The organism is Nakamurella sp. UYEF19 (genome assembly GCF_040546275.1).
Classification (GTDB): domain Bacteria; phylum Actinomycetota; class Actinomycetes; order Mycobacteriales; family Nakamurellaceae; genus Nakamurella.
In genome coordinates, this window is sequence record NZ_JBEPNO010000039.1 from 1 (window position 1) to 22,578 (window position 22,578).

Genomic DNA, 22,578 nt, shown 5'->3' on the forward strand with positions numbered 1-22,578 from the left:
GGCCCGGCCCCCGGCCCCCCCCCCCCCCCCCCGGCCCGCCGCCCCCCCCGCGGCGGCGCCCCCCCCCGGCGGCCGGGTTCAAGGTTCCGATCCGCGAGCGCTGGGCCGCCTTCACCTTCACCCTTGGGGCAGCCATCGTTCTGGTCGGCCTGATCCTCTATCCGCTGCTGGATGACATCCGCCTCACCTTCTCCCGGTTGGCACCCGGGGTGAACGTCCCGTGGGTCGGATTCCGCAATTACAAGGCCGTCCTCACGGATTCCCAGTTCTGGGCCAGCATCGGGGTCACCGCGAAGTACACGCTGACCGCGCTGATCCTGGAGTTCGTCATCGGGTTCGGACTGGCCTTGGCCATGGCCAGGATCATCCGCGGTGGTGGGCTGCTCCGAACCCTGATCCTGATCCCGACCATGCTGACACCGGCGGTCGCGGCCATCAACTTCCGCAACCTGTTGAACTACGACTCCGGGCTGATCAACTATTTCGTCACCCTCTTCGGCGGGCAACCGCACGCGTGGCTAGCCGACAGTGGGTACTCCTTCGCTGCCTTGGTGCTGACCGATGTCTGGCGCAGCACGCCATTTTTCGTGCTGGTGCTCTCCGCGGGCCTGGTGGCCCTGTCCCCCGAGGTCATCGAAGCAGCCGAGCTGGACGGGGCCGGCGGGTGGAGCAAACTGCGCTACATCCAGATCCCGATGCTGGTTCCGCTGATCTTGGTCACGGTTCTCTTCCGCGTCATCGACCTGTTCCGGACGTTCGACACGGTCTACACACTCACCAACGGTGGACCGGGCAACGCCACCAACGTGGTGGCCATGCAGATCTACAACGACGCCAACGTGGGTCAGTACACCAGCTACGCCGCGACCGAGGCCGCCGTCTTCATGCTGCTCACGCTCCTGGCCAGTTTCTCGCTCATCCGCATCATGCGATCGCAGCGAGCGTGATCGCCGCCCTGACCCGAAAGTCCACCATCGAACAGGAGAAGACATGGCGGTGAGAAGATCTCGCCGGAGCCAAACGGCCGTCTACGGGATTGTCATCCTCTGGGTGCTGATCAGCCTGGCTCCGGTGGTGTGGATGCTCCTGCAGTCGATCAAACCGTCGGCCCAGGTATTCGCCATCCCCCCGGCCTGGCTGTTCACCCCCACGCTGGAGAACTACCGGGACCTGTTCTCCACCGACAGCGGCACCCAATTCGGCCATTACCTGATGGTCAGTCTGATCGTCACCGTCTCGACCGTGCTGCTGACGATCATCGTCAGCGTCCCGGCCAGCTACGCGCTGACGTTCATGCGAGTGCGTCGACCAAACTTCTGGCTCATCCTGATCCTGCTGGCGTCGATGCTGCCTCCGGTCGTGCTGCTGGTGCCGTTGTTCCAGCTGTGGAACAACCTGCATCTATTGGACAATCCGATTGCCCTGATCCTCACCTATACCGCGATGAACATCCCGTTCACCGTGTGGCTGGTGCGCGGGTTCATGGCGCAGGTGCCCAAGGAGCTCCGGGAGTCGGCGTTGGTGGACGGGGCCGGTGACGGCCGGATCCTGGTCCGGGTGATGCTCCCGGTCGTCCGGTCCGGTATTGCGGCCGCCGCCATCTTCACCGTCATCTCGGCCTGGAACGAGCTGCTGTTCGCGGTGCTGTTGACCACTGACAACCGCACTGCTCCGGCCGGGATCGTCGCCACGTTGATCAGCGATCGTGGAATCAACTGGGGCAAGCTCTACGCCGCGGCCACCATGGTGGCGATCCCCATCATTCTGTTCACCATCGCGGTCCAGCGACACGTGGTGCGAGGCTTCACCTTCGGTGCGGTCAAGGGCTGAGGCGCGAGCGGGTAACCCGTCTCACGATGCAGTTACTTGATGACCACCGGATTGGTCGCCGCCCCGGACCCGCCGATCAGCGGGATCGGGGCTGCGGCGTAGAAGAATTCCCACACCCCGTCGCGATGACAGTCCGCAGCAAGATCGTCCAGCCAGGCGGCCTCGGTGAAGATGACACCCAATCCGCGCATCAGAGCGGCGTGCAGGGGATAGAAGACCCCGGTGCGTGGCTCACGGGTGGTCTCGTTGCCCAGGGTGTCGGTCACCAGGCAGGCGATGTCCAGTTCGTGGAACCAACGGACGAGCTCGGGTGAGAAGGTCAGCCCGGGTTCCCAGTAGTCGTCGGTGATCCGCTGGCGATCCGCACGCAAGGCCGCGTGCCAGCCGGTGCGGAGCAGCAGAATGGCGCGCGGCCTGATGGCCACTCCTTGGGCCTGCGCTGCCGCCAGAACGTCGTGGTGATCGAAGGTCTCGGCTCTGGCCAGCGATTGGACCCGCCGGTGCGCGGCCATGTCGATGAGCACTGCGGGCCCGACGATTCCGCGGTGGGCCAGTGGCTCGATCCCGGCCTTGGCCATCGCACCGGTAGTGCTGGACGCAGGATGGCCGTTCCAGAGTTGGTCGTCGAGCCACATGTGGCCGAGTGCATCGGTGTGCGTTCCGAACTGAGCGTGGGCGGTCAGCAGATCCTCGGTCCACGCAAGACCGCCCGGCAAGCGTTCCTGGCGACCGGACCGGAATGCTGCATCATCGGTGACATTGCGCCGCAGCGGCGGGGTTCGCCCGGGTAGCACCGGGTCGTCGGCCCCCACCGGGGCGCCGAGAGTGAATACCCGGCCGTGGCGGATCAATCCGACCGCGCGGAGCACCTGATCAGGATCGAGCAAATTCGACGCACCGATTTCATCGCCGGCACCCCAGCGCCCCCAATTGGTCGGGACCTGGGCCAGCAGGTCGGTCAGCTGCAAGGTCGGTTCGGTCCCGCTGCTCACGGCAGCGCAACGGTTCCGGACCAGGCCCGCTGGAATGCTTCGAGCAGGCGGAGATAGGCAGTGCCACCACCGTCGGGATGTCCGATGCTCCGATCCCCGACCCAGGCTGCGCGGCCGCGTCGAGACACCAGTCCGGTGGTCGATTCGACACCCGTCCGGGCCGCCGTCACCATCAGCGACAGGCTCTCGGTCGAATCGTCTGGGCCGTGTGTCAGCGCTTCGAGACTGGGTGCCATCGCATCGAGAATGGTCTTGTCGCCCGGCACCGACTTTCCTCGCTGCTTGATCCGCTCGATTGCGGCCGAGAGTATTCCAATGGCGCCGGCCCGGTCCACCTCGGCCGATTCGCCCAACCCTTTGGCGGCAGCCAGTAGTCCACCGGCCACCAGCGCCGACAGGGTCGACGGATTGGCTGCGGAGAACGCGGCGGCCGCGACTTGGAGCACCTTCGCGGGCAACACCGATTCGTCGCCCGCGGGCAGATCCCGCAAAATTGCGGCGGCGCCGTCAGCGACGGTGATGCCGAGATCGCCATCACCGATGGCGGCATCCAGATCGCGCAGCTCGTCCCTGGACGCCTCCAGCAGCGGAAGCGCAGCGGCCAGGAGTGCGGCAAGTTCGTGCCCGTTCACTGGCGGAAGAACGGGGAAGACGCCGGTGCGTCGATGAGTTCGGCCAACTCGTCGTCGAGCTTCATCATGGTCAACGAGGCGCCGGCCATCTCCAGGCTGGTGGCATACTCCCCCACGTAGGACCGGTGGACGACAATCCCTTCAGCGGCGAGGATGTCGTACACCCGGCGATACAACACGTAGAGCTCTTCGGGAGGAGTTGCGCCCATCCCGTTCACCAGCACAGCAACTCGATCGCCCGCTACCAGAGCGATGTCAGCCAAGACCGCGGCTACCATTCGATCGGCGATCTGGTCGGCGGTCTCCAGCGGACCGCGGTGGGAGCCGGGTTCCCCATGGATCCCGATCCCGATCTCCATCTGGCCGTCCGGCAGTTCGAAGGTGGCCTTGCCTGCCGCAGGCAGAATCGACGGGGATAGTCCTACGCCCACGCTGCGGCACGCTGCGGCGGCGGCTTCCGCCACCCTGGTGACCTCTTTGAGATCATCGCCGCGCTCTGCGGCGGCGCCGGCGCACTTGTAGGCCAGCACCAGACCACCGACACCGCGGCGGCTTTCGGCCTTCTCAGGGGGCGCACTGAGAACGTCATCGGCCAGCAGCACCGTGCGGGTGAGTATGTCGTCCAACTCGGCCAGTTCACCGGCGAGTTCGAAGTTGAGGACGTCACCTCCGTAATTTCCGAACAGGTAGAGCACCCCGCGTCCGGAGTCACTTGCCCTGGTGGCCGCCAGGATTTGCTGCGGCGACGGGGACGAGAACACTCCGCCGATCGCCACTCCCGAGAGCAACCCCCGTCCGACGTACCCCAGGAACAGCGGGAGGTGTCCGGAACCGCCTCCAGTGACGATGCCGACCCGATCGCCGGGGGCATCGACCCGGACCAGCGCGCGGTGGTCCGCTGAGACTGATCGCAATTCATCGGGATGCGCTTTGAGGATCCCGTCGACGAACTCGTCGACGAAATCCCCAGGGCGGTTGATCAGCTTTCTCATGCGAAACTCTCCTCTTGGGTTGCGCGCTGCCATAGATCATCAAAACTGGGGCATCGGCCGCCGAGCACGAGCGCACGGCCGCCCGCCAGCGATGACGCCTGCGCTTGGAATCTGGCCCACCAGCTTGCCGTGCTGCTGGAGAGCCTCGCACTCGATACGGGCACGATGCCTGGCGAGCGGCCACGATTCGCCGGCCGCCTTCAGGTAGGGCAGCGCCTGTTCGATCACCACCGACTGGTATGAACTCGAAACCCGAAACACCCGATTCAGGTTGCCGTCGCCAATCTCCTGCGCAGTGATCGGCCGGCCGGCCAAGAACGGTACGACCAATTCTGCCACCGTCGACAGGTTCAACTCGCGATACGGTGTCTCGATGTCGCTCATCCACACCTCGTGCAACTCGTCGTCAAGGGGACACCACCCCGGCCGGCCTGCTACAGCTCCCCGCACCGTCCCGACGCCAACACTGGCATCGCAGGTCGCACTTCACGGCGAGTCGTTCGTCTCGTATAGTTGTCGGACAACGGACATCTGTCAAGCAGGATTCGCCCTGACGTCGGAGGCGGTTCCGAGGAGCGTCACAACAAGGGAAGGCAGACGGTGAAAGCGCAGACCGGTACCGACCGACTCGGCTCGCGCACGGCCCTACCGGTGCGGTTGGCAGACGACCTGCGGGGACGGCTTGCTGCCCAGGAATGGTCACCGGGGGAGCAACTGCCCACCGAGGCCGACCTGGTCGACAGCTACGGGGTATCGCGGGCGACCGTGCGACAAGCTCTGAAAACTCTCGAAGAACGCGGTTTGATCACCACCAAGCGCGGGCTGGGCAGCTTCGCCGCCGACGTCGGGACCATCCATGCCGGCATGCAGGAACTGAAGTCGATCAGCGCGACCATCGCCGAGATGGGACACCGCCCTGGGATGCGGTACCACCACCGTCTGCTACGTCCCCCAACGGCGCAGGAGCAGGACATGTTCGGCATCGGGCCCGACGAGCAGGTGCTGGACATCCAGCGCAAGATCATGGCCGACGACATCGTGGTTGCCTACTCCTACGACGTGCTTCCCCGATGGGTCTTCCCGGCCGATTTCAAGCCCAAGGATCTGACCGGGTCGGTATTCGGCTTCCTGGCCGACAACAACGGCCCGACCCCGATCCGCGCTCTCGCCAACGTCAAAGCCGTCAGCGACCTGTCCGTCGCCTGGGACGGAGCCCTCGCGCAGGATGAACTGTTCCTGCTCCTGGATCAACTGCACTACGACGAGCAGAACCGGCCATTCATGTACACACGTAGTTACTTCATCGAAGGACGCTTCGCATTCACTGTCATGCGGACAACGCGCTGACGCCGGCAGAGATGCATCGCTCGGGCCTGGCAGGTACCGCTCCGCCCAATGCGCACTTCGACCATTGCGGGGCCGGGGGCGGCGCGCATCGGTCTCAGGAGAGCTTTTTGAATCGGCCAACTCTTCAATAAGCGTAGGCGCCAGGTCTGGGAAGGCGTTCGAGGTCAACGAATTTGGTCTGGGATTGCGCGCTACCAACTTCCACCGCGCGACGCCGTCCTGCTGTGACGCGCGCGCCGACCGACGCCAGAAGGTCCGGCTACCACACAGGCAGCGGTGACGCTGGAGCCACCGCCGGGAACGCCGGTTCCATTCATGACTACAGGACTACCAGGGAGCATCGACAACGAACTGGCCTCATCGCGTACCCCACTTCGAATCGCGCTGCTACTGCAGACTCCCGCCGACGATCCGAGCGTCCACGGACGTCGACAGCGTCATCGCCAATACGGTAGCCACACCACGAGCCATCGTATCCACCGCCATCGACGGAAACTCAGTGCCCACAGCCTGTTCCGGTGCAAACGGCACGTGGACGAACCCGCCGCGGACATCACTGCCGGAGCGCTCGAGCTCGTGCATCAGCCGATAGAACACGTGATTGCACGTGTAGGTGCCGGCGGTCTGCGAGACCACCGCCGGAATGCCCAACCGGCCGAGTTCGGCGACCGCCGCCTTGATCGGCAGCGTCGAGAAATAGGCCGCAGGACCTCCGGGAACGATGGGCTCGTCAACGGGTTGCCAACCCTGGTTGTCCGGGATGCGGGCATCGTCCACGTTGATGGCGACACGCTCCAGCCGGACTGCGCTGGCCCCGCCGGCCTGCCCGACGCAGATCACCACGTCCGGGCGAAGCGTTTCCAACACATCGGTGAGGACCGTGTCGACAGAGGCGAAGTCGACCGGAAGCTCGAGGACGTGGATGTCCTCGTCCGACCCGGCCCACGTCCGGCGCACCTCCTGGACGGCCGACCACGACGGGTTGGTGCTCTGAGAGTCGAATGGCTCGAACCCGGTCAGTAGAACGGTGGTCCGAGGCCTGGTGCCGGTCGTCATGCCTCCATCATTCGCGGATCACCGCCGGCAGATTGCTTCGGGTCCCGCGGGGACTGTCCGGCCGATGACCACTGGGTGAGCTGCGGCGCTGGTCGGAGATCAGGAGGTGCCGACTTCGTAGGGGATCCCCGATTGGTTGATCAGGGCACGATTACCCAGCGGCTCCTGCAGGTGCACTGTCGTGTTGTCAGGTTGACCAGGAGTTGGATACAAACCGGAGGTGATCCTCGAGAACCCGTCCGTGCAACCGGCCTTCGGAAACGTGGAGTCGAAGTGCAGGTTCACGGCCAGGACCACCACCGTCGAGGTCTCCTTCGAGGCGAGGGAGGAGGTGTAGTCGGGATCGCAACCTCCCTCTGAAACGTGATGGGCGATGAACGAGATCGTGATGTCCTTTCCGTTGCCGGACACCGTCGCCCCTTCCCCCACCGGCGGATCATCGGCAAGGGTGGCCGGGTACCGGCCACCCGCTGCCACCGCAAGCACGTAGATCGGATCGCGGGACTCGGCGAGCGTCACTTTCCAAGTCGGCAGTGGGGTGTCGCCGCGGTCGGTCCTGAAAGGCTGGTCGACCAGTTGCATTCTGGTGATGTGGACAGACGGCCTCACGACAGTCGAGTGCAGCGGGTCGGTGAGCTGGCTGATGGCCGCGGCAGGGGGAATGATCGGGTAACCACCCATCGTCTCCGGTGCTGTCGGTAGGGTCATCCCGAGGGTGATCCGCCCGGCAGCCAAGGCATTCTCGTCTTCCCCCACCGGCAGCGGATCGGCAGGCAGAACGACCGCGGACGTCATCAGGACGATCGGCCGCGGCCGTGCGCTGACGGGAAAATCCTTCCATTGCTGGACTGCACCGTCTATCGAGGGGGGCGACGGGGAGTACACGTACGACGGCTGCGTACTGACGAGCCTGAACGTCAGCACATAGGGTCCGGGCTGCAACACCAGAGCTCGCCCATCGAGGTGTCCCTGAGTTGAGCCTGCTTTCATGGCCTGGTAGGCGGCCGCGAGGATGGAGGATGCTGGACTCGGCGCACCGGGCTGTTTCTCGCAGCCGTTTTTCTGGGGTGTGAGCCGATCAAAGGTGACCGTCTGGTCGGTGGTGGTCCAACGGACCGCCTGCGTCTGACAGAGCGGCGCCGTCATCTGGACTGTCCCGTCCGGGTTGAAATTGATCCCGAACGAATCGTCGAAGCGCGCCGAGATTGGCTTGCCCCCAGCTCCTTTCGCCACAGTCGCAATCGACCAGTACGTCCGGTCGAGCTTCGACTCGAGCACGGACTGCGTCGGCGACGGAACTGCCGTTGCTGGTGGCGGACCCGAGGCCTGGCGCGCGGTGAACCGCACCACGCTCGCCGTCGCGACGACCAGGACGACTGCGGCGGCGATCCCGATCACGGCGAATCGGCCGCGCGAACGCCTGACATTTCCCTTGGGCGGGTGCGCCAGCACAGTTTCGAGAACGGCGTCCTCGTCGGGGGTGAACCGCTCGCGTGCGGCCAGCGCCTCTTTCAGCTCTTCGATGTCCATGTGGTCCCTCACTCTCTGGCCGATGTCTTGGCGAGCCGCAACGACGCCAGGCCACGGTTGGCCGACGAACGCACCGTCGACAGTGCACAGCCCAGCTCCGCCGCAATCTGTTGATCGGTACGGTCCAGGTAGTAGCGCAACACCAGTACCGTCCGTTGGCGGTCGGGTAGCGCCCGCAGCAGACCGTCGAGCTCATCACGGTCCTCCACGTGGTCGATGACCGAATCGATCCGGGAGTCCAACAGATCGTGCGAGCTGGTGGAAAAGGTGCGTCGGCGCAGAGTCGTCCGGCGGTGATCGAGGAACGTAGTGGTCACTGCGGCCCGTACGTAGGCCAGCGGATACTGCATTGCCCCTACCCGATCCCAGATCGGCCAGATCGCGATCAGGGTCTGGGCCAGAACGTCATGCGCCAACTGGCGGTCGCCCACCAGTACTCCGGCGTAACGGCCCAAGCGTCCCAGGTTGGCGGTCAGGAAATCTTCGAAGTCCATTGCCCTCCGATCCGCCCGTGAACTATCCGTTCACCACCTCAACGTCACGACGAACCCATATTGTCGCAAGGCCGGACCATCCGATCGGGTTCACGGGTACGGCGCCAACAGATGAGTCACCGCATCTGGTCAAAACAAGCTCAGCGGGGCACGGCCTGCTTGCTCGTCGAGATCCGTCCTGTTCACCGTGACCAGCGCCGTGACAACGACAACCGAATCCTGCGTCAGCCCGCTCGCATCGGCCGACAGGAAGACGTTGCCCGGCATCGTCGCCAGGCTGGTGTTTGACGTGATGACCGCGGCGATCACGGTGGCCAACCTACTGGTGTTGTAGCTATCAGCCGAGATCACCACTACCGGTCGGCGCTTGGCTGGTCGCGAACCCGCGGGCGCTCCCAGATCGGCCCAGTAGATGTCCCCACGAGCGATCACCACTCGTCCCGAACTGTTTTCCAGGACCCGAAGGCCCGCCTCGACAGCAGCCGCCGCGGAATCGTCGGCTCGGGTCACAGTATCGAGGGCCTCATTGATCTGCTCGGTGATCGATGCCGCGTCGAGTTCTTCTACGTATCGGGCAGCCGCACGACTGAAGAACTCAGACCGGCTGACGCCGAGTTCGTGGGCTCGGCGTGAAGCCTTCTCGAAGGTCTCATCGGGCACAGAAATCGCTGTCTTCATGGACCGAGTACAACTCGGTATGACTCGGCCGTGAGTTACGAAAGTCTGCGGTCCTCACACCACCCGCTCGGCTCGTCCGGGCACGGCCGCGACAGCCTCCGGATGCATCAGCGCGGCCAACGCCTCGACCCCGTCGACCAACCTCGGTCCCGGCCGGACGATGAGTCCGTCGGCGTCGATCGCCCAGATCGCTACCCCCGGCAGCCTTTCGGCCACGGCGCGGGCCTGCGCGACGGCGCCGTCGAGGTGGTAGCCGCAGGGCGCCACCACGACGAGATCCGGCATGCAGGCCGCGACGGAATCCCAGGTGGCGGTGACCGACATCTGCCCGGGTCGGCCGGACACCGGTTCCCCACCGGCCGCCGTGACCAGGTCCGGCACCCAGTGCCCGGCGGTGAACAGCGGGTCAACCCACTCGACGACGGCCACCCGCGGTCGGGGCAGACCGGCAACGGCGGTGCTGACGGCGTCCAGCCGGGCCTGCAGGCCATTCACCAGCTCCTGCGCGCGGTCGGCGGTGCCGGTCCGGGCGCCCACCAGCAGGATGGTGTCCAGGACATCGGCCAGGGTGTGCGGGTCGAGGGAGACGACATCGGCCTGACAACCCAGGTAGGACAACGCTTCCTCGACCTGGCCCGAGGGCAGCGCGCAGACACGGCAGAGGTCCTGGGTCAGGATGACGTCCGGGGCGAGCGCCGCGAGTGCCCCGCCATCCAGGGTGTACAGATCCTCACCGGCCGCCAGCCGGTCCCGGACGTAGCGATCGATCTCCTGCGGCGTCATCCCGTGGGTATCGCGGCCACCGACCACCACCGTCTTCTCGATCCGTGCGGACGCGGGTTCGTCGCATTCGAAGGTCACGCCGACCACCTGGTCCCCCAGCCCGAGTGCGTAGGCGATCTCGGTGGCGGACGGAAGCGTGGATACCAGTCGCATCTGCATACCGTAGGTGAGAGTGCCGTTGATCGCGTCCGGGAATTACTGCGGCGCTCAGTGGTTGGTCTCCACAGGTGCACCGAAGCCCCTCCCCTGCGCAAATCCACCAGTCGAGAGGCTTTTCGATGTCCAGCTCCACCATCACGACGCCCACCACCATCGATGAACCGGCACCCAGGCTGGCCCACATCGGCGGCACGTTCATCCTGCTGCTGGGCGCGTTGACGGCCGTCGGACCGTTCACCATCGACATGTACCTTGCTGCGTTCCCGCAGATCACCTCTGATCTGAACACCCGCCCCGCCGCCGTGCAGCTGACCATCACCGCCACGCTGATCGGCCTGGCACTGGGGCAGCTCCTGCTGGGATCGATCTCCGACGCGATCGGCCGGCGCAAGCCCATGCTGACCGGTCTCGCCCTCTACATCGCCGCGTCGGTCGGCATCGTCTTCGTCAACTCGGTCGAACTGCTGACGGCCCTGCGGTTCCTGCAGGGCCTGGGCGCGGCCGCCGGCATGGTGCTGTCCATGGCGATCGTGCGCGACCGCTTCGAAGGCATCCAGGTCGGCAAGGCCATCGCGCGGCTGATGCTCGTCGTCGGGGTCTCCCCCTGCGTCGCCCCGATGATCGGTGCGCAGTTCCTGCGTCTCGGCTCCTGGCGCGACATGTTCGTCGCCCTCGCGGCATTGGCCACCGTGCTGCTGGTCGCTGCGTTCTTCATGCTCAAGGAGTCGCTGCCGGCGCAGCTGCGACGCTCCGGCGGAGTCGGTGCCGCCACCCGGTCCTACGTGACGCTCCTGCGCGATCCGCTGTTCCTCGGCCTGGCGCTGCTCGGCGGATTCACCATGGCGGCGCTATTCACCTACATCTCGTCGGCCAGCTTCGTCTTCCAGGACGGATTCGGCCTCTCGGCGACCCAATTCGCGATCATCTTCGCCGCGGGCGGCATCACCTTCACCATCGGAACCCAGCTCAACGGTGCCCTTCTCGGCCGGGTCGCTCCCGAGCAGATCCTGCGTGCTGCGGTCCTGGGCGCCCTCGCCGTCACCGGCGCGTTGGTGGTGACTTCCATCATCGGACTGGGTGTGTGGCCGCTGATCGTGCTGCTGGTGGCCAACATGTTCGCCGTCGGCATGCTGCTGCCGGCGATCTCGTCGATCGCGCTCGAACGAAATGCGCACCGGGCCGGCAGCGCCGCGGCCCTGATCGGCGCGACCCAGTTTGGCATCGGCGCCACCACCGCGCCGATCACCGGACTGTTCGCCGAAGGATCCGCGGTGGCCATGGCGTCGGTGATGCTCGCCGCCACGGTCATCATCGTCGGCCTGATGTTCGCGACCCGTCCGGCGATGCGCCGCAGTACCGCCGGGATGCCCAACCGACCGAGTTCGGCCACCGCCGCCTTGATCGGCAGCGTCGAGAAGTAGGCCGCGGGACCCGCGGGCACGACGGCTCGTCAACAGGCTGCCGGCCCTGGTTGTCCGGGATGCGGGCATCGTCCACGTTGATGGCGACGCGCTCCAGCCGGACGGCACTGGCCCCGCCCGGCCTGCCCGACGCAGATCACCACGTCGGACGAAGGGCTCCCAGCGCGTCGGTGAGCACCTGGTCGACGGAGGCGAAGTCGACCGGGAGTTCGAGGACGTGGATGTCTTCGTCCGACCCGGCCCACGTCCGGCGCGCCTCCCGCACGGCCGACCACGATGGGTTGGTCGTCTGACCGTCGAACGGCTCGAAGCCGGTCAGTGGAACGGTGGTCGCGGGCCTGGTCGTCCTGGCTCCATCATTCGCCCACCACCGAGAGCACCTGGGAGGTCCTCACCCTTCGACGGCGAGACTGAACTCGAACTGGCCCGGCGCGGTCCGTTCCAGGGTCCTGAGGATCCGACGGGGGTCGTCGTAGGGGCCGGACAGGTAGAACGGCCTGCCGTCCTTCCCGAAGGTGATGGCCGACGATCCGGTCCAGGGCCCGAGAAGGCCTGCCACCTCGTCGAACTCGCCCTGGGGTTCGAACCCGAGGGCTCGGGCGTAGTCGACCGCCCCGAAGATCAGGTGCCTGGCCAACTGGATGTCTGCCGTCTGCCAACCGTGGAAGGCACCGAAGAACTCCGGCTGGAACCTGTGCAACTCGGGCTCGCTCATCACCTCGGGTCCGTAGGTGTTCTTGATACCGAGGCAGTAGACATCCGCCAGATATCCGCACACCGTCACCTTGTCGAAGCGGTGCCGCCTGGCCAGCAGCACACAGACCAAGCCGGCTGTGCTCTCGTCGTCGTTCGTCTGGTCCTGCCATCCCTGCTCGGGATCGACGGACAGGCCAAGGCTCCACCCCTGGTTGACCCAGCAGCCGACAACTGAAGGCGCGAGAGCGATCTCGTCCCGTTCGGCGGCCACCGCGCGCACCAGTGGGGCCACCACGGACGGGCTCAGGCCCAGAATGCGTGCGATCTGCTTCGGCGCCTTGCCCTCGGCGCGCAGTAGTCGAACACGCGCCAACATGTCGAGGTCTGTCATGGCCGATGAGCCTACTGGGCAGGATGGTCGCGTCAGACGCCCGCGGTACAGCTCTGGCCGCGACTTTTCACGACGATGAACACGGACCTGTTCAGCAGAGCGCTCGGCGCGCTGCCGGTCACAGCGCTTCCAGGTCGTTGGCGGTGTCGCTGGCCAACGCATCGAGATCGCTCCGTAAAGCCGCGTCCGCCTGATGCCGGGTGAGCAGCAATACGAGATCTTCGCGCGAGCTGGATGCGGTTCGGGTCGTCGAGAGCGGGATCAGGTCCGCGACAGGTGCGCCGTTCATCATGATGGTCACCCGTTCGTCGGCGGCCACCCTGCGCAGTAGGTCGGCTGTGTCATTCCGGAGATCGTCCGAGGCACACGTGCTCATGTGCGCGATCGTAGCTGTCGGGCGATACCGGTCTCGGGCCACGTGCAGCCGTCCGGGCACGGCACGATCACTCGACGCAACGGTTCCGCGAAAGCGGCTTTTCGAACAAATCAGACCACTTCCTCCGGGGATGGTGGGACAACCTACCGTTCACGTCTCGTCGAAGACCAGGTTTGCCTCGGCCGGCGGACCCGAGCCCGATCGCGTTTTCGACACTGCCGTCCCAGATCCCCTGGCAGCCAACAGGTCGGCGAGCGGGATCGGGCGACCGGTCAGGAATCCCTGGACCCGGTCACAACCGATTTCGGTCAACGCCCGCAACTCTTCTCGCGTCTCCACGCCCTCGGCGACGGTGGTCTTGCCGAGCGCCCTGGCGAGTGCGTGGATGGCGGTGACGATCGACCGGCCGTGCGGTGACGTCACCGCGGTGACGAACGACCGGTCGATCTTGAGAATGTCGAACGGCACCGTCGCGAGCCGGCTGAGCGAGCTGTACTCGGTGCCGAAGTCGTCGATGGCGATCCGGATGCCGTGGTCGCGGAACACCATCAACGCCGTTCGGGCCTGCTCGAGGTCGGCCATCACCGAGCTCTCGGTGATCTCGAGAATGAGAGCATGACGCGGCAGATCGCGGAGGGTGTCCAGGACGTTCCCGACGAATTCGGGATCGACAAGTTGCCGGGCAGAGACATTCACCGCGATGGGGCAGCCGATGGCCGGCACGTCGCGAGCCGCGAGTCGGAGGACACGAAGCCCGATGGCGGGCATCAGTCCTTCCTGCTCGGCAATGGGGATCCACTCTGCGGGCGGATGGAGTCGTCCGTGGTGGCGCCACCGGACCAGCGCCTCGACCCCCACCCGGGCAAGGGTTGTCGTGTCGACGATGGGTTGGTAGTGGAGTTCGAATTCGTCGCGCTCGGTAGCAACGGTGAGCAGCCGGGTCAGGCGGGCCCTGGCCAGCAGTTCCTGCCTGAGCTCGGTCCGGTAAACCCGTACCCGACCGCGCGCCTGCTGGGCTGCGACGAGCGCGGTTCCGACCTCCTGCACCAACTCGGCGGCGGTGCTCGTCGGGTGGCTGACCGTGATGCCCACCGACACCACGAGATTGCGCGGTAGGTCGGTGGTCCGTTGCAACAGGGTGACTGCCTGTTCGGCGTACTCCTCGAGGTCAGCATCCGGTGGCGGCACCGGTACGGGCACCGAGATCATGAAGGTCGCCTCCCGCACCCGGGCCACTCTGGCATGCGATGGGAGCACGGTCATCAGATGAGCGGCGATGGTCCGCAGGACCGAGTCGGCGGCCGCGGACCCCGTGGCGGCACGGACCTGCTCCAGTCGGCTGACGTGAAATTGGGCGACGAGCACCGGCGTCTGCGGATCGCCGAGCAGGGACTGGAGCTCCTCCAGCGCCCCGTCCAGATTGGACAGGCCGGTGAGTTGGTCATACCGCGCCAGGTGATGAGCTACATGCTCGGCCCGCAGTCTGCCTTCGGACGCCGACACGAGGGAGCCCTGGAGGGTGACCACCCTTGTGCTGCACCACCAGGCAAGGAGAATCGCGATGGGCAGTGTCCACAGCGACGTCATGGCCTCCATCAGCCACCCTGGTCCGGCAAAGGCTGCGATGGCCAGGATGGCCAGCACGCTGATGGTCGCGGCGGCCAACTCGCGCCGCCGGGCACCGGTGAGCCGCCACCACGCGAGGACGGCGTAGGCGAGGAAGATCAGGGCGCAACTGCCCGCCAGTGCGTCGCCGAAGGATTGGATCATCGGCCACGGCGACCCGTCGACGAAGGTGTAGGCGGCGTCGCCGGTGAAACCGAAGACGGAATACACGACGGGCAACAACAGCTCTGCCACGACGCCCGCGCGAAGGGCCGGCAGGGGAACCAGCGTGCCCAGGGTGGCCAGGAACAAGGCGGCGGTGATGCCGATGACCATGGCACGGACGGGTACGACCACCCGGAAGACGTCGGCCTCGGGGAAAGACAGCCCGATGGCACCGACGACGAGCGTCAGCGTGACGCTCCAACAGAGCAGCCCGGTCGCCGCCAGGAAGCGCTGCGACCGGTCCCGCCCCCACCATTGCAGATTGAAGCAACCCACCGTCGCCATCGAGCCGGCGGCCCCGACATGAAGGCACAGCGCCCAGCCGACCCCAGCCCCCATCGACCCGATCACTCTGCCACCCCCACCCGCTGCGATTGGTCATGTGGGACGAACGCAACGGTACCGGATTGTTTCGCCGGCAGACTCACATCGACAACGGCGACACCTGTCCGAAACAAACAGCAAGCGATGCCCGAGAGTGTCCTTACACCACAGGTTGTGGCACCTGCCCCGTGTTTAATCCATTGGGCACTATCTGTGAGGGTCACTTGACCGGAGGAGTGGTCGTGTCACCCGCATCGTGTCACCGTACGGTGTAGATCATTAGAATTTCACACACGGTGTCGACACAACGTCACTCCTGCCCGGGATCAGCTCAACGCGGTCGGGAACTGGCAGCGAGAACTGCGGGCAGCAAACGCATCGAGAGCATCGAGCACAGCATCGGATTTCCAGTGAAGACCGCGTCGGTGCACGTTGAAGCCCGTGACGGCGCCGCCGGCCCGCAGCTGGTCCATGTACCGACTCGCATGGTTGGCCGTTATCCCCAGTTCGGTGTTCAGCACTGCCGTATCGAGAACCGGTTGCCGCAGAAGTAGATCAGCGATCTTCCAGGTCGCCGAGTCGGCACGGGCCGTGACCGACCGTCGCCAGGTCTCGCGGATCTGCCGAATTTCGAGGACCAGCTGTCTACCGTTGGCGATCGCCCGGAACGCGGCATCGGCCGTCAGCTCGATCATGTCGTCGGGAGAGCCGGCCCGAAAGGACGACAGCGCGCGGTGATAGACGTCGGGCTGCCCGAGCAAGCCGGACGACACCGGCACCGTCACATTTCTGGTCAGGCCCTTGGCCTTCAGCATGGAATGGATCAGCGCGCGCCCGGTCCTACCGTTCCCGTCGGTAAACGGGTGGATCGTCTCGAACTGGGCGTGGGCGATGGCTGCCTGCTCCAACACCGGTATGTCCTCCCGGTTGACGTACGCCACCAGATCGTCGATCGCGTGGAGGACGCGGGACTGATGAGGAGCGACATATTCGGCCCCGATCGGGCTCCGGGAGGAACGGCCGATCCAGACGGGTTCTTCTCGCCACCGGCCCGCCGTGCGTGGCTCGTGAGAGCCCAGTAGCGCAAGATGCATCTGCAGGATGGACTCAGTGTCCAGGTGATCGGACAGCTGGATCGCCGACCGCATCGCGTTCGTGTTGGCCGCGATCAGGGTGGCATTCTGCTTGGTGGTGTCGCCCAGCTCAGCCATGGCGACGGACCGCGCTGAGGCGGAGAGGTTCTCGATCTGCGACGAGGCAACGGACTCGGAGCGGAGCAGAATCGCTGCGAACGGGGCGATCTCGGTGCCCATTTCCGCATCGAACCGTGCGATTTCGTTCGAAGCGTCCTCCGCGGCAGCCGATACAGACCGCGCGGGTGCGTAGTCCAGCGTGGCGATGTCGGCAGGGATGGCCGATGAGTACGAACCACGACGAAGCGCCATCTCGGAGCGGGCCATCGTCCCGAAATCACGGTCTGGGCTCTCCCAGATCAGGCGTTCATAGCCGACCGCCGGCCACACGGAACCGGGCCGGGGCTGCACCGCGCTGCTGTGGTCATCCGGTCCCATGGAGCAAGGTTACGCCCACTTACCTCCGTAAGTGGGCGTAAGCCGAGCCTGGCGACCCAATTGTCGTCGGCCGCTCCCCACATCCGAGTACCGAAAGCGCTGGCCTCAGTACTTGAGGCTCGCCCGGAATGCGTTGGCGTCGATCTCCTGGTGCTCCCGCTCGGCCGGATCAATCTCCGCGTCCTCGGTCGAGATCGAGGCGGGAGCGGTGCTCTCGTGGGTGTTCTCGGGGGCGTCCTTGGCTTCGTCGGGCGTGGTGGTCATGGTGTTCTCCTTGCGGTAGTGGCGCCGGCCTGATGGTGGCCGCAGCACCCCACGCTACGGCGTCCGCCGAGCGCACGGAGGCCGGACCGCCATCGCCCCGGTCCGCGACCGAAGGGCTACGGTCCGCGTCCGAAAGCCCGATTGACGGGCGTTCGGACGGGGCACTGCCTTCGGCGAACAACTGGACCGAACCGCTGACGGGGGTGGAGGCCAAGACCCACGCCGGCCCCGCGGTGGTGCTTTCGGATTGATCATCGGCTGGGACCTGCTGCTCGAGTTCGTCCTGGGTGCCTCGGTGGTGTCCCGGGGCTGGTCCGGATATCTGCAGAACCTGTTCGGGCTGCCGACCTCGATCTTCGGCGAGAAGTCGGTGGTCAACGTCGGAGCCATCTTCATCGTGGCCGTGCTGGGAACGGTCGCCGCCATCGGGGTGAAGGAATCGGCGCGGGTCACCAACACGCTGGTGGTGGTCAAGGTGGCGATCTGCCTGTTCGTCATCGTGGCCGGAGCGTTCTGCATCAAGAAGGCGAACCTGACGCCGTTCATCCCCCCGTCGGAGCCTGCCACCGGGGGCACTGGCACCGGGCTGGAGCGGCCGGTCATCCAGACGTTCCTCGGCAATCCCGCCTCCTTCGGCATCGCCGGGATACTCACGGCCGCAGCGGTGGTGTTCTTCGCCTGCACGGGGTTCGAGGCGGTGGCGAACATGAGCGAGGAGTCGCGCAACCCGCGTCGGGACATGCCGCGGGGACTGCTGTGGACCCTCGGCATCGCAACGGCGCTGTACCTGGGGGTGTCGTTCGTCCTCACCGGCATGTCCAAGTACACCGATCGGGGCGGCGGGTCGCCGCTGGCGTCGGCGTTCGACGCGGTCGGTGCGTCGTGGGCCGGCACTCTGGTCTCCATCGCCGCCGTCTGCGGGCTGTCGTCGGTGATCTTGGTCGACCTGGTCGGGATCGGCCGGATCGGATTTGCGATGGGCCGTGACGGGCTGCTGCCGCCGACCATTGCGAAGGTGCACCCGAAATTCGGTACGCCGCTGCGGTTCACGGTCGGCGCCACGATCATGGTGATGGTGGTGGGCGGGTTGATCCCGCTGACCACCCTGGCCGATCTGGTCAGCATCGGCGCGTTGTTCGCCTTCACACTGGTGTCCATCGCCGTTCCCGTGCTGCGGCACACCCGGCCGAAGCTGGACCGGCCGTTCCGGGTGCCGCTGTCGCCGGTCCTGCCGATCGTCTCCGCGCTGGCGTGCGTCTACCTGATGCTCAACCTGTCGATCGCGACGTGGCTGCGGTTCGCGGTGTGGTTCCTGTTGGGCATCGCCGTCTACGCGTTCTACTGACGCCGCCACGCCCGGCTGTCACAAGCGGGAGGGCACCAGGGACGCTCCCACGCAGGCCCAGGCCTGAACTCAGCCCCAGACCTCCGCGGCCGTCTCGACGATGAGGCTGAGCTTGGCCCGCTGCTCGTCCTGGGTCAGGGCATTGCCCTCGACCGTGGAGGAGAAGCCGCACTGCGGCGAGAGGCACAGTTGTTCCAGTGGAACGTATTTCGCGGCTTCGTCGATGCGCCGCTTGAGGTCGTCCTTGCTCTCCAACTCCCCGCGCTTGCTGGTCACGAGGCCGAGCACGACCTGCTTGCCGGCCGGCACGTACCGGAGCGGGGCGAAGCTGCCGGACCGCTCGTCGTCGAACTCGAGGAAGAAGCCGTCGACGTCGAGCTGGCCGAACAGGGCCTCCGCGACGAAGTCGTAACCGCCCTCGGCCGCCCACGACGACCGGTAGTTGCCGCGGCACATGTGCGTGGTGACGGCGAGGGTGTCCGGACGTCCGGAGATCGCCTTGTTGATGTTCTGGATGTAGAGCTCGTGCTGGTGCTCGGCGTTGCTGCCGGCGGCGGTCTGCTCCGCCCGCTGGGCAGGGTCGTTGAGGTAGGCCAGGCTGGTGTCGTCCAGCTGCAGGTAGCGGCAGCCCTGCGCCGCGATCCGGCTGACCTGCTCGGCGTAGGCGGTGGTCAGGTCGTCCCAGAACTGCTCCAGATCCGGGTACACCGCCTCGTCGATCGAGGCTCGTCCGCCGCGGTAGTGCACCATGCTGGGCGACGGGATGGTCAGCTTCGGCGTGGCGGTGTGCACCTGAGCCTGCAGGAAGTCGAAGGCGTCGCCGAAGATCGTCTCCCGCAGGGTGATCGGCTCGCTCACCCGCATGGCGGCGGATTCGAAATCGACCTGGCCGCCGGCGTTGCGCATGTGCACCTGGATCTTGTCGGCGGTGGTGGTGATGCCGCCGAGTGCGTAGATGAAGTCCATGTGCCAGGACGTGCGGCGGAACTCGCCGTCGGTCGCGGACTGCAGCCCGACCTCCTCCTGCATCGCGACCACCGCCCGGATCGCCTCGTCCTCGACCGCCCGGAGCCCGGCGGCGTCGAGCTGGCCGGCCCGATGCTGAACCCGCGCTGCGAGCAACTCCGGTGGGCGCAACAAGCTGCCGACGTGGTCTGCGCGAAATGGTGGTGTGGTTCGAGTGGTCATGAGGGTCAGCGTGCCACTCGTGCGGGGTGGGTGCGAGACGGCGCCCTGCTCGACGGATTTACGATGGCGACTCCTGCTCATGTTCGCCGGCGAGCAACGCCGCGGTGAGGGCTTCCACGTCGGGGAGCGATGCCTGCTCGTCGGACGGAAGCGCGTTGTAGGTGTACGTGGCCACCGCCATCGGAGCCGCCGCCGCCCGGAGCGCGTGGCGGATGGGGGTGCAGTCGTTGACTTACGGGATCGTGGGCACCGCCGCCTCCCACGTGATCCCGGTGTTCGGCTTGTTTGCGTTCATGGCCGACTACGAGGCGGTGCTGATCGTGGAAAGAACGCAGGCTCGCCGCTCGCATTTGCGGCTCAGACGCCTATTACGGGCTGACGCGCCGACCCCGACTACCTCCACTGCAAAAGCGGTGAAGACCGTCATGCTCAGGAGCAATCGAAAATTTCTCAGCCAAGTCCCTGAAGCAAAGCCGTCTTTGCTGTGGCGAACTCTGTATCGGTGAGCGCGCCGGCCCGGTGCATCGCGACAAGCCGCTCAAGCCGTCCGATGAAATCGTCGGGTCCAGCGCTCGAAAGCTGACGTTCCTGCTGGCGGAGGCGGACGAAGACGGGTGATAGCTGTTGCCGGAGCTGCACTGGAGTCTGCTCTGTGTGCAGGAAAAAACCTTCGTGACCATCATCTGCAATCTTAAGCACAGAAATAATGCTCGACTTCGTAGTGAGCCTATTTAATACTGACGCAATAGCGATACCTTCGGCGCCGCCCACTAACCCGGAGCCACCGCCAACGAAGCCTCCACCCGAGGTGACCTGACCGGGGCCGGATAGATCGACGGTGAAAGATTTATCGAACCACATCACGTGAAGCGGCTTATTTTGGGCCAGGGCGAGCCCCCGGTAGATTTCTAATCTTAGCTCGCGAAAAACTAATTCCACTTCGTCACCCTGCGAGAGGGGCAGATAGGCGCCGCTAAGGAAGCTGCAAGATTTGACGATTCGCTCATTTGGTCCTAAGACCAACGGGGGTGAACCGCCGGCTGAGGCCGTTGCGATTTTTACCTCTTCCAATAATTCCTTAGCGATATCTTCACTCGGGAAGGTAACGGAAAATGGTGAACCATAAATTTCAATGACGGCAGTCGATTCCGACGTCATCGTTAGACTAGCTGCCCGGAAGGGCCCTTGGGACGAAGTAACGTTGAAGCCACTGGCTGCCGCGAATGCCAAACCTCGGAGGGATACGCCGACCGCGGCGTCGCGGCCTTCCCAGGTGCATGGCGCGACGTGGGTCGATTTTTCATATAAATTAAGTCGTTTCAGGATTTTCGGATCGATAACCATACAGACATCATGCCACCGTGGCCGGTACCACGCGCCTCGATGCAGGATTGCGGTGCACCAAGACCGATGGCTGAGGGTTCAAAGCATCAGGAGAAGCCTTCGGCCGCGCTGTAGTTTTCCCTGGCAAACCCCCTCCGGCCAGAGCCTTTCGGCTGCCTGACCTGCGGTCGACTGTATAGACGCACTGCAGGGCTGTGGGCCCGACGAACCCGGCCCCACCGGCCGGGTGAATTTTCCTCCAGCTCAGCCCCGTTGAACGTCCGCTGCGCCCGCCCCGGCTGAGCCTGAACCCCCGAGCCGGCCTAAGCCTGGATCCTTGACCATCTCGCGAGCCAGATAAGAGTCGGCAGGCGCAAGTTGGTCGGCGAAATTGGTGATTCCGGATCCCAGCCGGGGGTGTAGCCCGGTAGCGATGTGATGCTCGAGCACCTTGCGCGACCAACCAGCTTCGTCCGCCCTCGCCGCATACCAGTCCCTGTCGGTCTGTTCGTCGAAGCGGTCGAGCAGCACCATGAGGTGTCCCCAGGGCAATTGTCCAGCAGGCTGCTGGACAATTGCAGCCTCGGGCCACGAAGCCGCGAGTTTGCGCATGTAGAACAGACTCGACCTACTCAAGCCCTTCGTGCTCGGGAACTCCCGCTGCAGGTCAACGGCAAGGTGCCCGATGACGTTCGATCCCCACCCCTGCTCGGACCCGCGGTCCAGGATCAGTCGCCCGATCCGCCAGTAGAGCCGTACCAACTCTGTGTTGACGACCCGAGCAGCCTGCAGCCGAGCACCACGAACCTCCCGTTTGATCGCGCTTCGACAAGGTCGCCGTATTCGGTCGGAAGTGGTTGGCCGGCTCCGCTGTTCGTACTCATGTCCACATTATGGCGGTCGGCACCGACAGTCCCCCGCGCCCGCAGAACGGTCAGGACTCGGCTGAGCGCTCGCTGGGCCTGACGCCGCCGCGTTCCCGGCCCCACCCCGCGACTACTGGGGCGAGCCCACGGTCATGACTGGTGCAGCGATGACCGGAGGACTTCCACGTCGGTCGAGTTGGGTGGGCCGGCAGCGCCGGAGTACCAGAGGACGATGAGGCGCTGCCCGCTGGGCAGGTCGTAGCACGCACCCGCCGCGATGACACGGTGGACGACGCGTCCAGCGGCCGTGACGGCAGTCCCAGCTCCTCGGCGGTCCGTACCCACGGCTTCCTGAACGCGAAGGCCATCCGGACATCGGCATCCGCAATCGGCTCCCACACGAATTCGCTGATGATCGCCGGATCGGGTGCCATGGTGCCGGCCACGGCCGTGGAGTGTAACGGGTACAGCTCCATCGTGAGCAGTTCTG

The 22,578-nt window shown here is 65.6% G+C and carries 24 protein-coding genes and 1 pseudogene; 6 read left to right on the forward strand and 19 right to left on the reverse strand.

Annotated elements, in window-relative coordinates:
- Positions 1 to 947: carbohydrate ABC transporter permease (locus tag ABIB25_RS27635; protein WP_354531733.1), on the forward strand; the 947-nt coding region annotated here is incomplete at its 5' end.
- A gap of 43 nt (positions 948 to 990) precedes the next feature.
- Complete coding sequence (locus tag ABIB25_RS27640; protein WP_354531734.1) at positions 991 to 1,830, forward strand: carbohydrate ABC transporter permease; 840 nt, start codon at positions 991 to 993, stop codon at positions 1,828 to 1,830.
- Between the two features lie 32 nt (positions 1,831 to 1,862).
- Here the strand turns inward: ABIB25_RS27640 and ABIB25_RS27645 are convergent, their stop codons facing one another.
- The 4 genes from ABIB25_RS27645 to ABIB25_RS27660 are packed head-to-tail and all read right to left on the reverse strand — an operon-like array spanning position 1,863 to position 4,830.
- Complete coding sequence (locus ABIB25_RS27645; RefSeq protein ID WP_354531735.1) at positions 1,863 to 2,822, reverse strand: cyclase family protein; 960 nt, start codon at positions 2,820 to 2,822, stop codon at positions 1,863 to 1,865.
- On the reverse strand, positions 2,819 to 3,454 hold the full coding sequence (locus ABIB25_RS27650; protein WP_354531736.1) for a DAK2 domain-containing protein: 636 nt from the start codon (positions 3,452 to 3,454) through the stop codon (positions 2,819 to 2,821). Before ABIB25_RS27650 ends, ABIB25_RS27645 begins: the two co-directional genes overlap by 4 nt.
- A complete protein-coding gene (locus ABIB25_RS27655) occupies positions 3,451 to 4,446 on the reverse strand; it encodes a dihydroxyacetone kinase subunit DhaK (protein WP_354531737.1) in 996 nt (331 codons plus the stop codon). Before ABIB25_RS27655 ends, ABIB25_RS27650 begins: the two co-directional genes overlap by 4 nt.
- A gap of 39 nt (positions 4,447 to 4,485) precedes the next feature.
- Positions 4,486 to 4,830, reverse strand: a complete 345-nt coding sequence (locus tag ABIB25_RS27660) for a hypothetical protein (RefSeq protein WP_354531738.1) — start codon at positions 4,828 to 4,830, stop codon at positions 4,486 to 4,488.
- A gap of 216 nt (positions 4,831 to 5,046) precedes the next feature.
- On the opposite strand from ABIB25_RS27660, the gene ABIB25_RS27665 reads away from it, so the two are divergent.
- Entirely contained in the window at positions 5,047 to 5,793 is a 747-nt protein-coding gene (locus ABIB25_RS27665; protein WP_354531739.1) for a GntR family transcriptional regulator, read from the forward strand.
- 387 nt (positions 5,794 to 6,180) lie between these two features.
- On the opposite strand, the gene pcp is transcribed toward ABIB25_RS27665, so the two are convergent.
- The 5 genes from pcp to ABIB25_RS27690 form a co-directional block, all read right to left on the reverse strand.
- Positions 6,181 to 6,849 carry a pyroglutamyl-peptidase I gene (gene pcp / locus ABIB25_RS27670; protein ID WP_354531740.1) on the reverse strand — a complete coding sequence of 223 codons (669 nt, stop codon included), beginning with the start codon at positions 6,847 to 6,849 and terminating at the stop codon, positions 6,181 to 6,183.
- Positions 6,850 to 6,948: 99 nt separating this feature from the next.
- Positions 6,949 to 8,379: a hypothetical protein gene (locus ABIB25_RS27675; RefSeq protein WP_354531741.1), complete on the reverse strand. Its 1,431-nt coding sequence runs from the start codon at positions 8,377 to 8,379 to the stop codon at positions 6,949 to 6,951.
- Positions 8,380 to 8,387: 8 nt separating this feature from the next.
- Entirely contained in the window at positions 8,388 to 8,873 is a 486-nt protein-coding gene (locus ABIB25_RS27680) for a sigma-70 family RNA polymerase sigma factor (protein WP_354531742.1), read from the reverse strand.
- A 129-nt stretch (positions 8,874 to 9,002) separates the two neighbouring features.
- Complete coding sequence (locus ABIB25_RS27685; RefSeq protein WP_354531757.1) at positions 9,003 to 9,308, reverse strand: type II toxin-antitoxin system PemK/MazF family toxin; 306 nt, start codon at positions 9,306 to 9,308, stop codon at positions 9,003 to 9,005.
- A gap of 297 nt (positions 9,309 to 9,605) precedes the next feature.
- Positions 9,606 to 10,487, reverse strand: a complete 882-nt coding sequence (locus tag ABIB25_RS27690; RefSeq protein WP_354531743.1) for an ABC transporter substrate-binding protein — start codon at positions 10,485 to 10,487, stop codon at positions 9,606 to 9,608.
- A 125-nt stretch (positions 10,488 to 10,612) separates the two neighbouring features.
- On the opposite strand from ABIB25_RS27690, the gene ABIB25_RS27695 reads away from it, so the two are divergent.
- A complete protein-coding gene (locus ABIB25_RS27695; protein WP_354531744.1) occupies positions 10,613 to 11,914 on the forward strand; it encodes a multidrug effflux MFS transporter in 1,302 nt (433 codons plus the stop codon).
- Here ABIB25_RS27695 and ABIB25_RS27700 read toward each other — a convergent pair.
- The 6 genes and pseudogenes from ABIB25_RS27700 to ABIB25_RS27725 all read right to left on the reverse strand — a co-directional run.
- A pseudogene (locus ABIB25_RS27700) lies at positions 11,887 to 12,179 on the reverse strand (pyroglutamyl-peptidase I family protein); the annotation flags it as partial. The gene ABIB25_RS27695 and the pseudogene ABIB25_RS27700 sit on opposite strands and share 28 nt — an antisense overlap.
- 126 nt (positions 12,180 to 12,305) lie before the next feature.
- Complete coding sequence (locus tag ABIB25_RS27705) at positions 12,306 to 13,001, reverse strand: helix-turn-helix domain-containing protein (RefSeq protein WP_354531745.1); 696 nt, start codon at positions 12,999 to 13,001, stop codon at positions 12,306 to 12,308.
- A gap of 118 nt (positions 13,002 to 13,119) precedes the next feature.
- Positions 13,120 to 13,377 (reverse strand): type II toxin-antitoxin system Phd/YefM family antitoxin, encoded by a 258-nt coding sequence (locus ABIB25_RS27710; RefSeq protein WP_354531746.1) that lies wholly within the window; start codon positions 13,375 to 13,377, stop codon positions 13,120 to 13,122.
- Positions 13,378 to 13,527: 150 nt separating this feature from the next.
- A complete protein-coding gene (locus tag ABIB25_RS27715; RefSeq protein WP_354531747.1) occupies positions 13,528 to 15,546 on the reverse strand; it encodes a putative bifunctional diguanylate cyclase/phosphodiesterase in 2,019 nt (672 codons plus the stop codon).
- A gap of 311 nt (positions 15,547 to 15,857) precedes the next feature.
- Entirely contained in the window at positions 15,858 to 17,102 is a 1,245-nt protein-coding gene (locus tag ABIB25_RS27720; RefSeq protein WP_354531748.1) for a Fic family protein, read from the reverse strand.
- A gap of 105 nt (positions 17,103 to 17,207) precedes the next feature.
- The gene (locus ABIB25_RS27725) at positions 17,208 to 17,366 is read right to left on the reverse strand and encodes a hypothetical protein (protein WP_354531749.1); all 159 of its coding nucleotides are present in this window, start codon (positions 17,364 to 17,366) and stop codon (positions 17,208 to 17,210) included.
- Between the two features lie 247 nt (positions 17,367 to 17,613).
- Here ABIB25_RS27725 and ABIB25_RS27730 point away from each other — a divergent pair, with 247 nt between their 5' ends.
- On the forward strand, positions 17,614 to 18,711 hold the full coding sequence (locus tag ABIB25_RS27730) for an APC family permease (RefSeq protein WP_502919918.1): 1,098 nt from the start codon (positions 17,614 to 17,616) through the stop codon (positions 18,709 to 18,711).
- A gap of 69 nt (positions 18,712 to 18,780) precedes the next feature.
- On the opposite strand, the gene ABIB25_RS27735 is transcribed toward ABIB25_RS27730, so the two are convergent.
- Positions 18,781 to 19,899, reverse strand: a complete 1,119-nt coding sequence (locus ABIB25_RS27735) for a 5-methyltetrahydropteroyltriglutamate--homocysteine S-methyltransferase (protein WP_354531750.1) — start codon at positions 19,897 to 19,899, stop codon at positions 18,781 to 18,783.
- A gap of 58 nt (positions 19,900 to 19,957) precedes the next feature.
- Positions 19,958 to 20,080, reverse strand: a complete 123-nt coding sequence (locus tag ABIB25_RS27740) for a hypothetical protein (RefSeq protein ID WP_354531751.1) — start codon at positions 20,078 to 20,080, stop codon at positions 19,958 to 19,960.
- On the opposite strand from ABIB25_RS27740, the gene ABIB25_RS27745 reads away from it, so the two are divergent.
- Positions 20,067 to 20,405, forward strand: a complete 339-nt coding sequence (locus ABIB25_RS27745) for a hypothetical protein (protein ID WP_354531752.1) — start codon at positions 20,067 to 20,069, stop codon at positions 20,403 to 20,405. The two genes, ABIB25_RS27740 and ABIB25_RS27745, sit on opposite strands and share 14 nt — an antisense overlap.
- Here ABIB25_RS27745 and ABIB25_RS27750 read toward each other — a convergent pair.
- Together ABIB25_RS27750 and ABIB25_RS27755 are read right to left on the reverse strand one after the other, a co-directional pair.
- Positions 20,350 to 21,243 (reverse strand): hypothetical protein, encoded by an 894-nt coding sequence (locus tag ABIB25_RS27750; RefSeq protein WP_354531753.1) that lies wholly within the window; start codon positions 21,241 to 21,243, stop codon positions 20,350 to 20,352. The two genes, ABIB25_RS27745 and ABIB25_RS27750, sit on opposite strands and share 56 nt — an antisense overlap.
- Before the next feature lie 243 nt (positions 21,244 to 21,486).
- Positions 21,487 to 22,065 (reverse strand): DUF1016 N-terminal domain-containing protein, encoded by a 579-nt coding sequence (locus ABIB25_RS27755; protein ID WP_354531758.1) that lies wholly within the window; start codon positions 22,063 to 22,065, stop codon positions 21,487 to 21,489.
- Positions 22,066 to 22,578 lie beyond the last annotated feature (513 nt).

What these genes read in the sequence shown, in the direction of transcription:
- ABIB25_RS27640 (WP_354531734.1), top strand. Translation starts at nt 991, where the DNA reads ATGGCGGTGAGAAGATCTCGCCGGAGCCAAACGGCCGTCTACGGGATT.
- ABIB25_RS27655 (WP_354531737.1), bottom strand. Translation starts at nt 4,446, where the DNA reads ATGAGAAAGCTGATCAACCGCCCTGGGGATTTCGTCGACGAGTTCGTC.
- ABIB25_RS27660 (WP_354531738.1), bottom strand. Translation starts at nt 4,830, where the DNA reads ATGAGCGACATCGAGACACCGTATCGCGAGTTGAACCTGTCGACGGTG.
- pcp (WP_354531740.1), bottom strand. Translation starts at nt 6,849, where the DNA reads ATGACGACCGGCACCAGGCCTCGGACCACCGTTCTACTGACCGGGTTC.
- ABIB25_RS27675 (WP_354531741.1), bottom strand. Translation starts at nt 8,379, where the DNA reads ATGGACATCGAAGAGCTGAAAGAGGCGCTGGCCGCACGCGAGCGGTTC.
- ABIB25_RS27680 (WP_354531742.1), bottom strand. Translation starts at nt 8,873, where the DNA reads ATGGACTTCGAAGATTTCCTGACCGCCAACCTGGGACGCTTGGGCCGT.
- ABIB25_RS27690 (WP_354531743.1), bottom strand. Translation starts at nt 10,487, where the DNA reads ATGCGACTGGTATCCACGCTTCCGTCCGCCACCGAGATCGCCTACGCA.
- ABIB25_RS27695 (WP_354531744.1), top strand. Translation starts at nt 10,613, where the DNA reads ATGTCCAGCTCCACCATCACGACGCCCACCACCATCGATGAACCGGCA.
- ABIB25_RS27705 (WP_354531745.1), bottom strand. Translation starts at nt 13,001, where the DNA reads ATGACAGACCTCGACATGTTGGCGCGTGTTCGACTACTGCGCGCCGAG.
- ABIB25_RS27710 (WP_354531746.1), bottom strand. Translation starts at nt 13,377, where the DNA reads ATGAGCACGTGTGCCTCGGACGATCTCCGGAATGACACAGCCGACCTA.
- ABIB25_RS27715 (WP_354531747.1), bottom strand. Translation starts at nt 15,546, where the DNA reads ATGGGGGCTGGGGTCGGCTGGGCGCTGTGCCTTCATGTCGGGGCCGCC.
- ABIB25_RS27720 (WP_354531748.1), bottom strand. Translation starts at nt 17,102, where the DNA reads ATGGGACCGGATGACCACAGCAGCGCGGTGCAGCCCCGGCCCGGTTCC.
- ABIB25_RS27725 (WP_354531749.1), bottom strand. Translation starts at nt 17,366, where the DNA reads ATGACCACCACGCCCGACGAAGCCAAGGACGCCCCCGAGAACACCCAC.
- ABIB25_RS27735 (WP_354531750.1), bottom strand. Translation starts at nt 19,899, where the DNA reads ATGACCACTCGAACCACACCACCATTTCGCGCAGACCACGTCGGCAGC.
- ABIB25_RS27740 (WP_354531751.1), bottom strand. Translation starts at nt 20,080, where the DNA reads ATGGCGGTGGCCACGTACACCTACAACGCGCTTCCGTCCGACGAGCAG.
- ABIB25_RS27750 (WP_354531753.1), bottom strand. Translation starts at nt 21,243, where the DNA reads ATGGTTATCGATCCGAAAATCCTGAAACGACTTAATTTATATGAAAAA.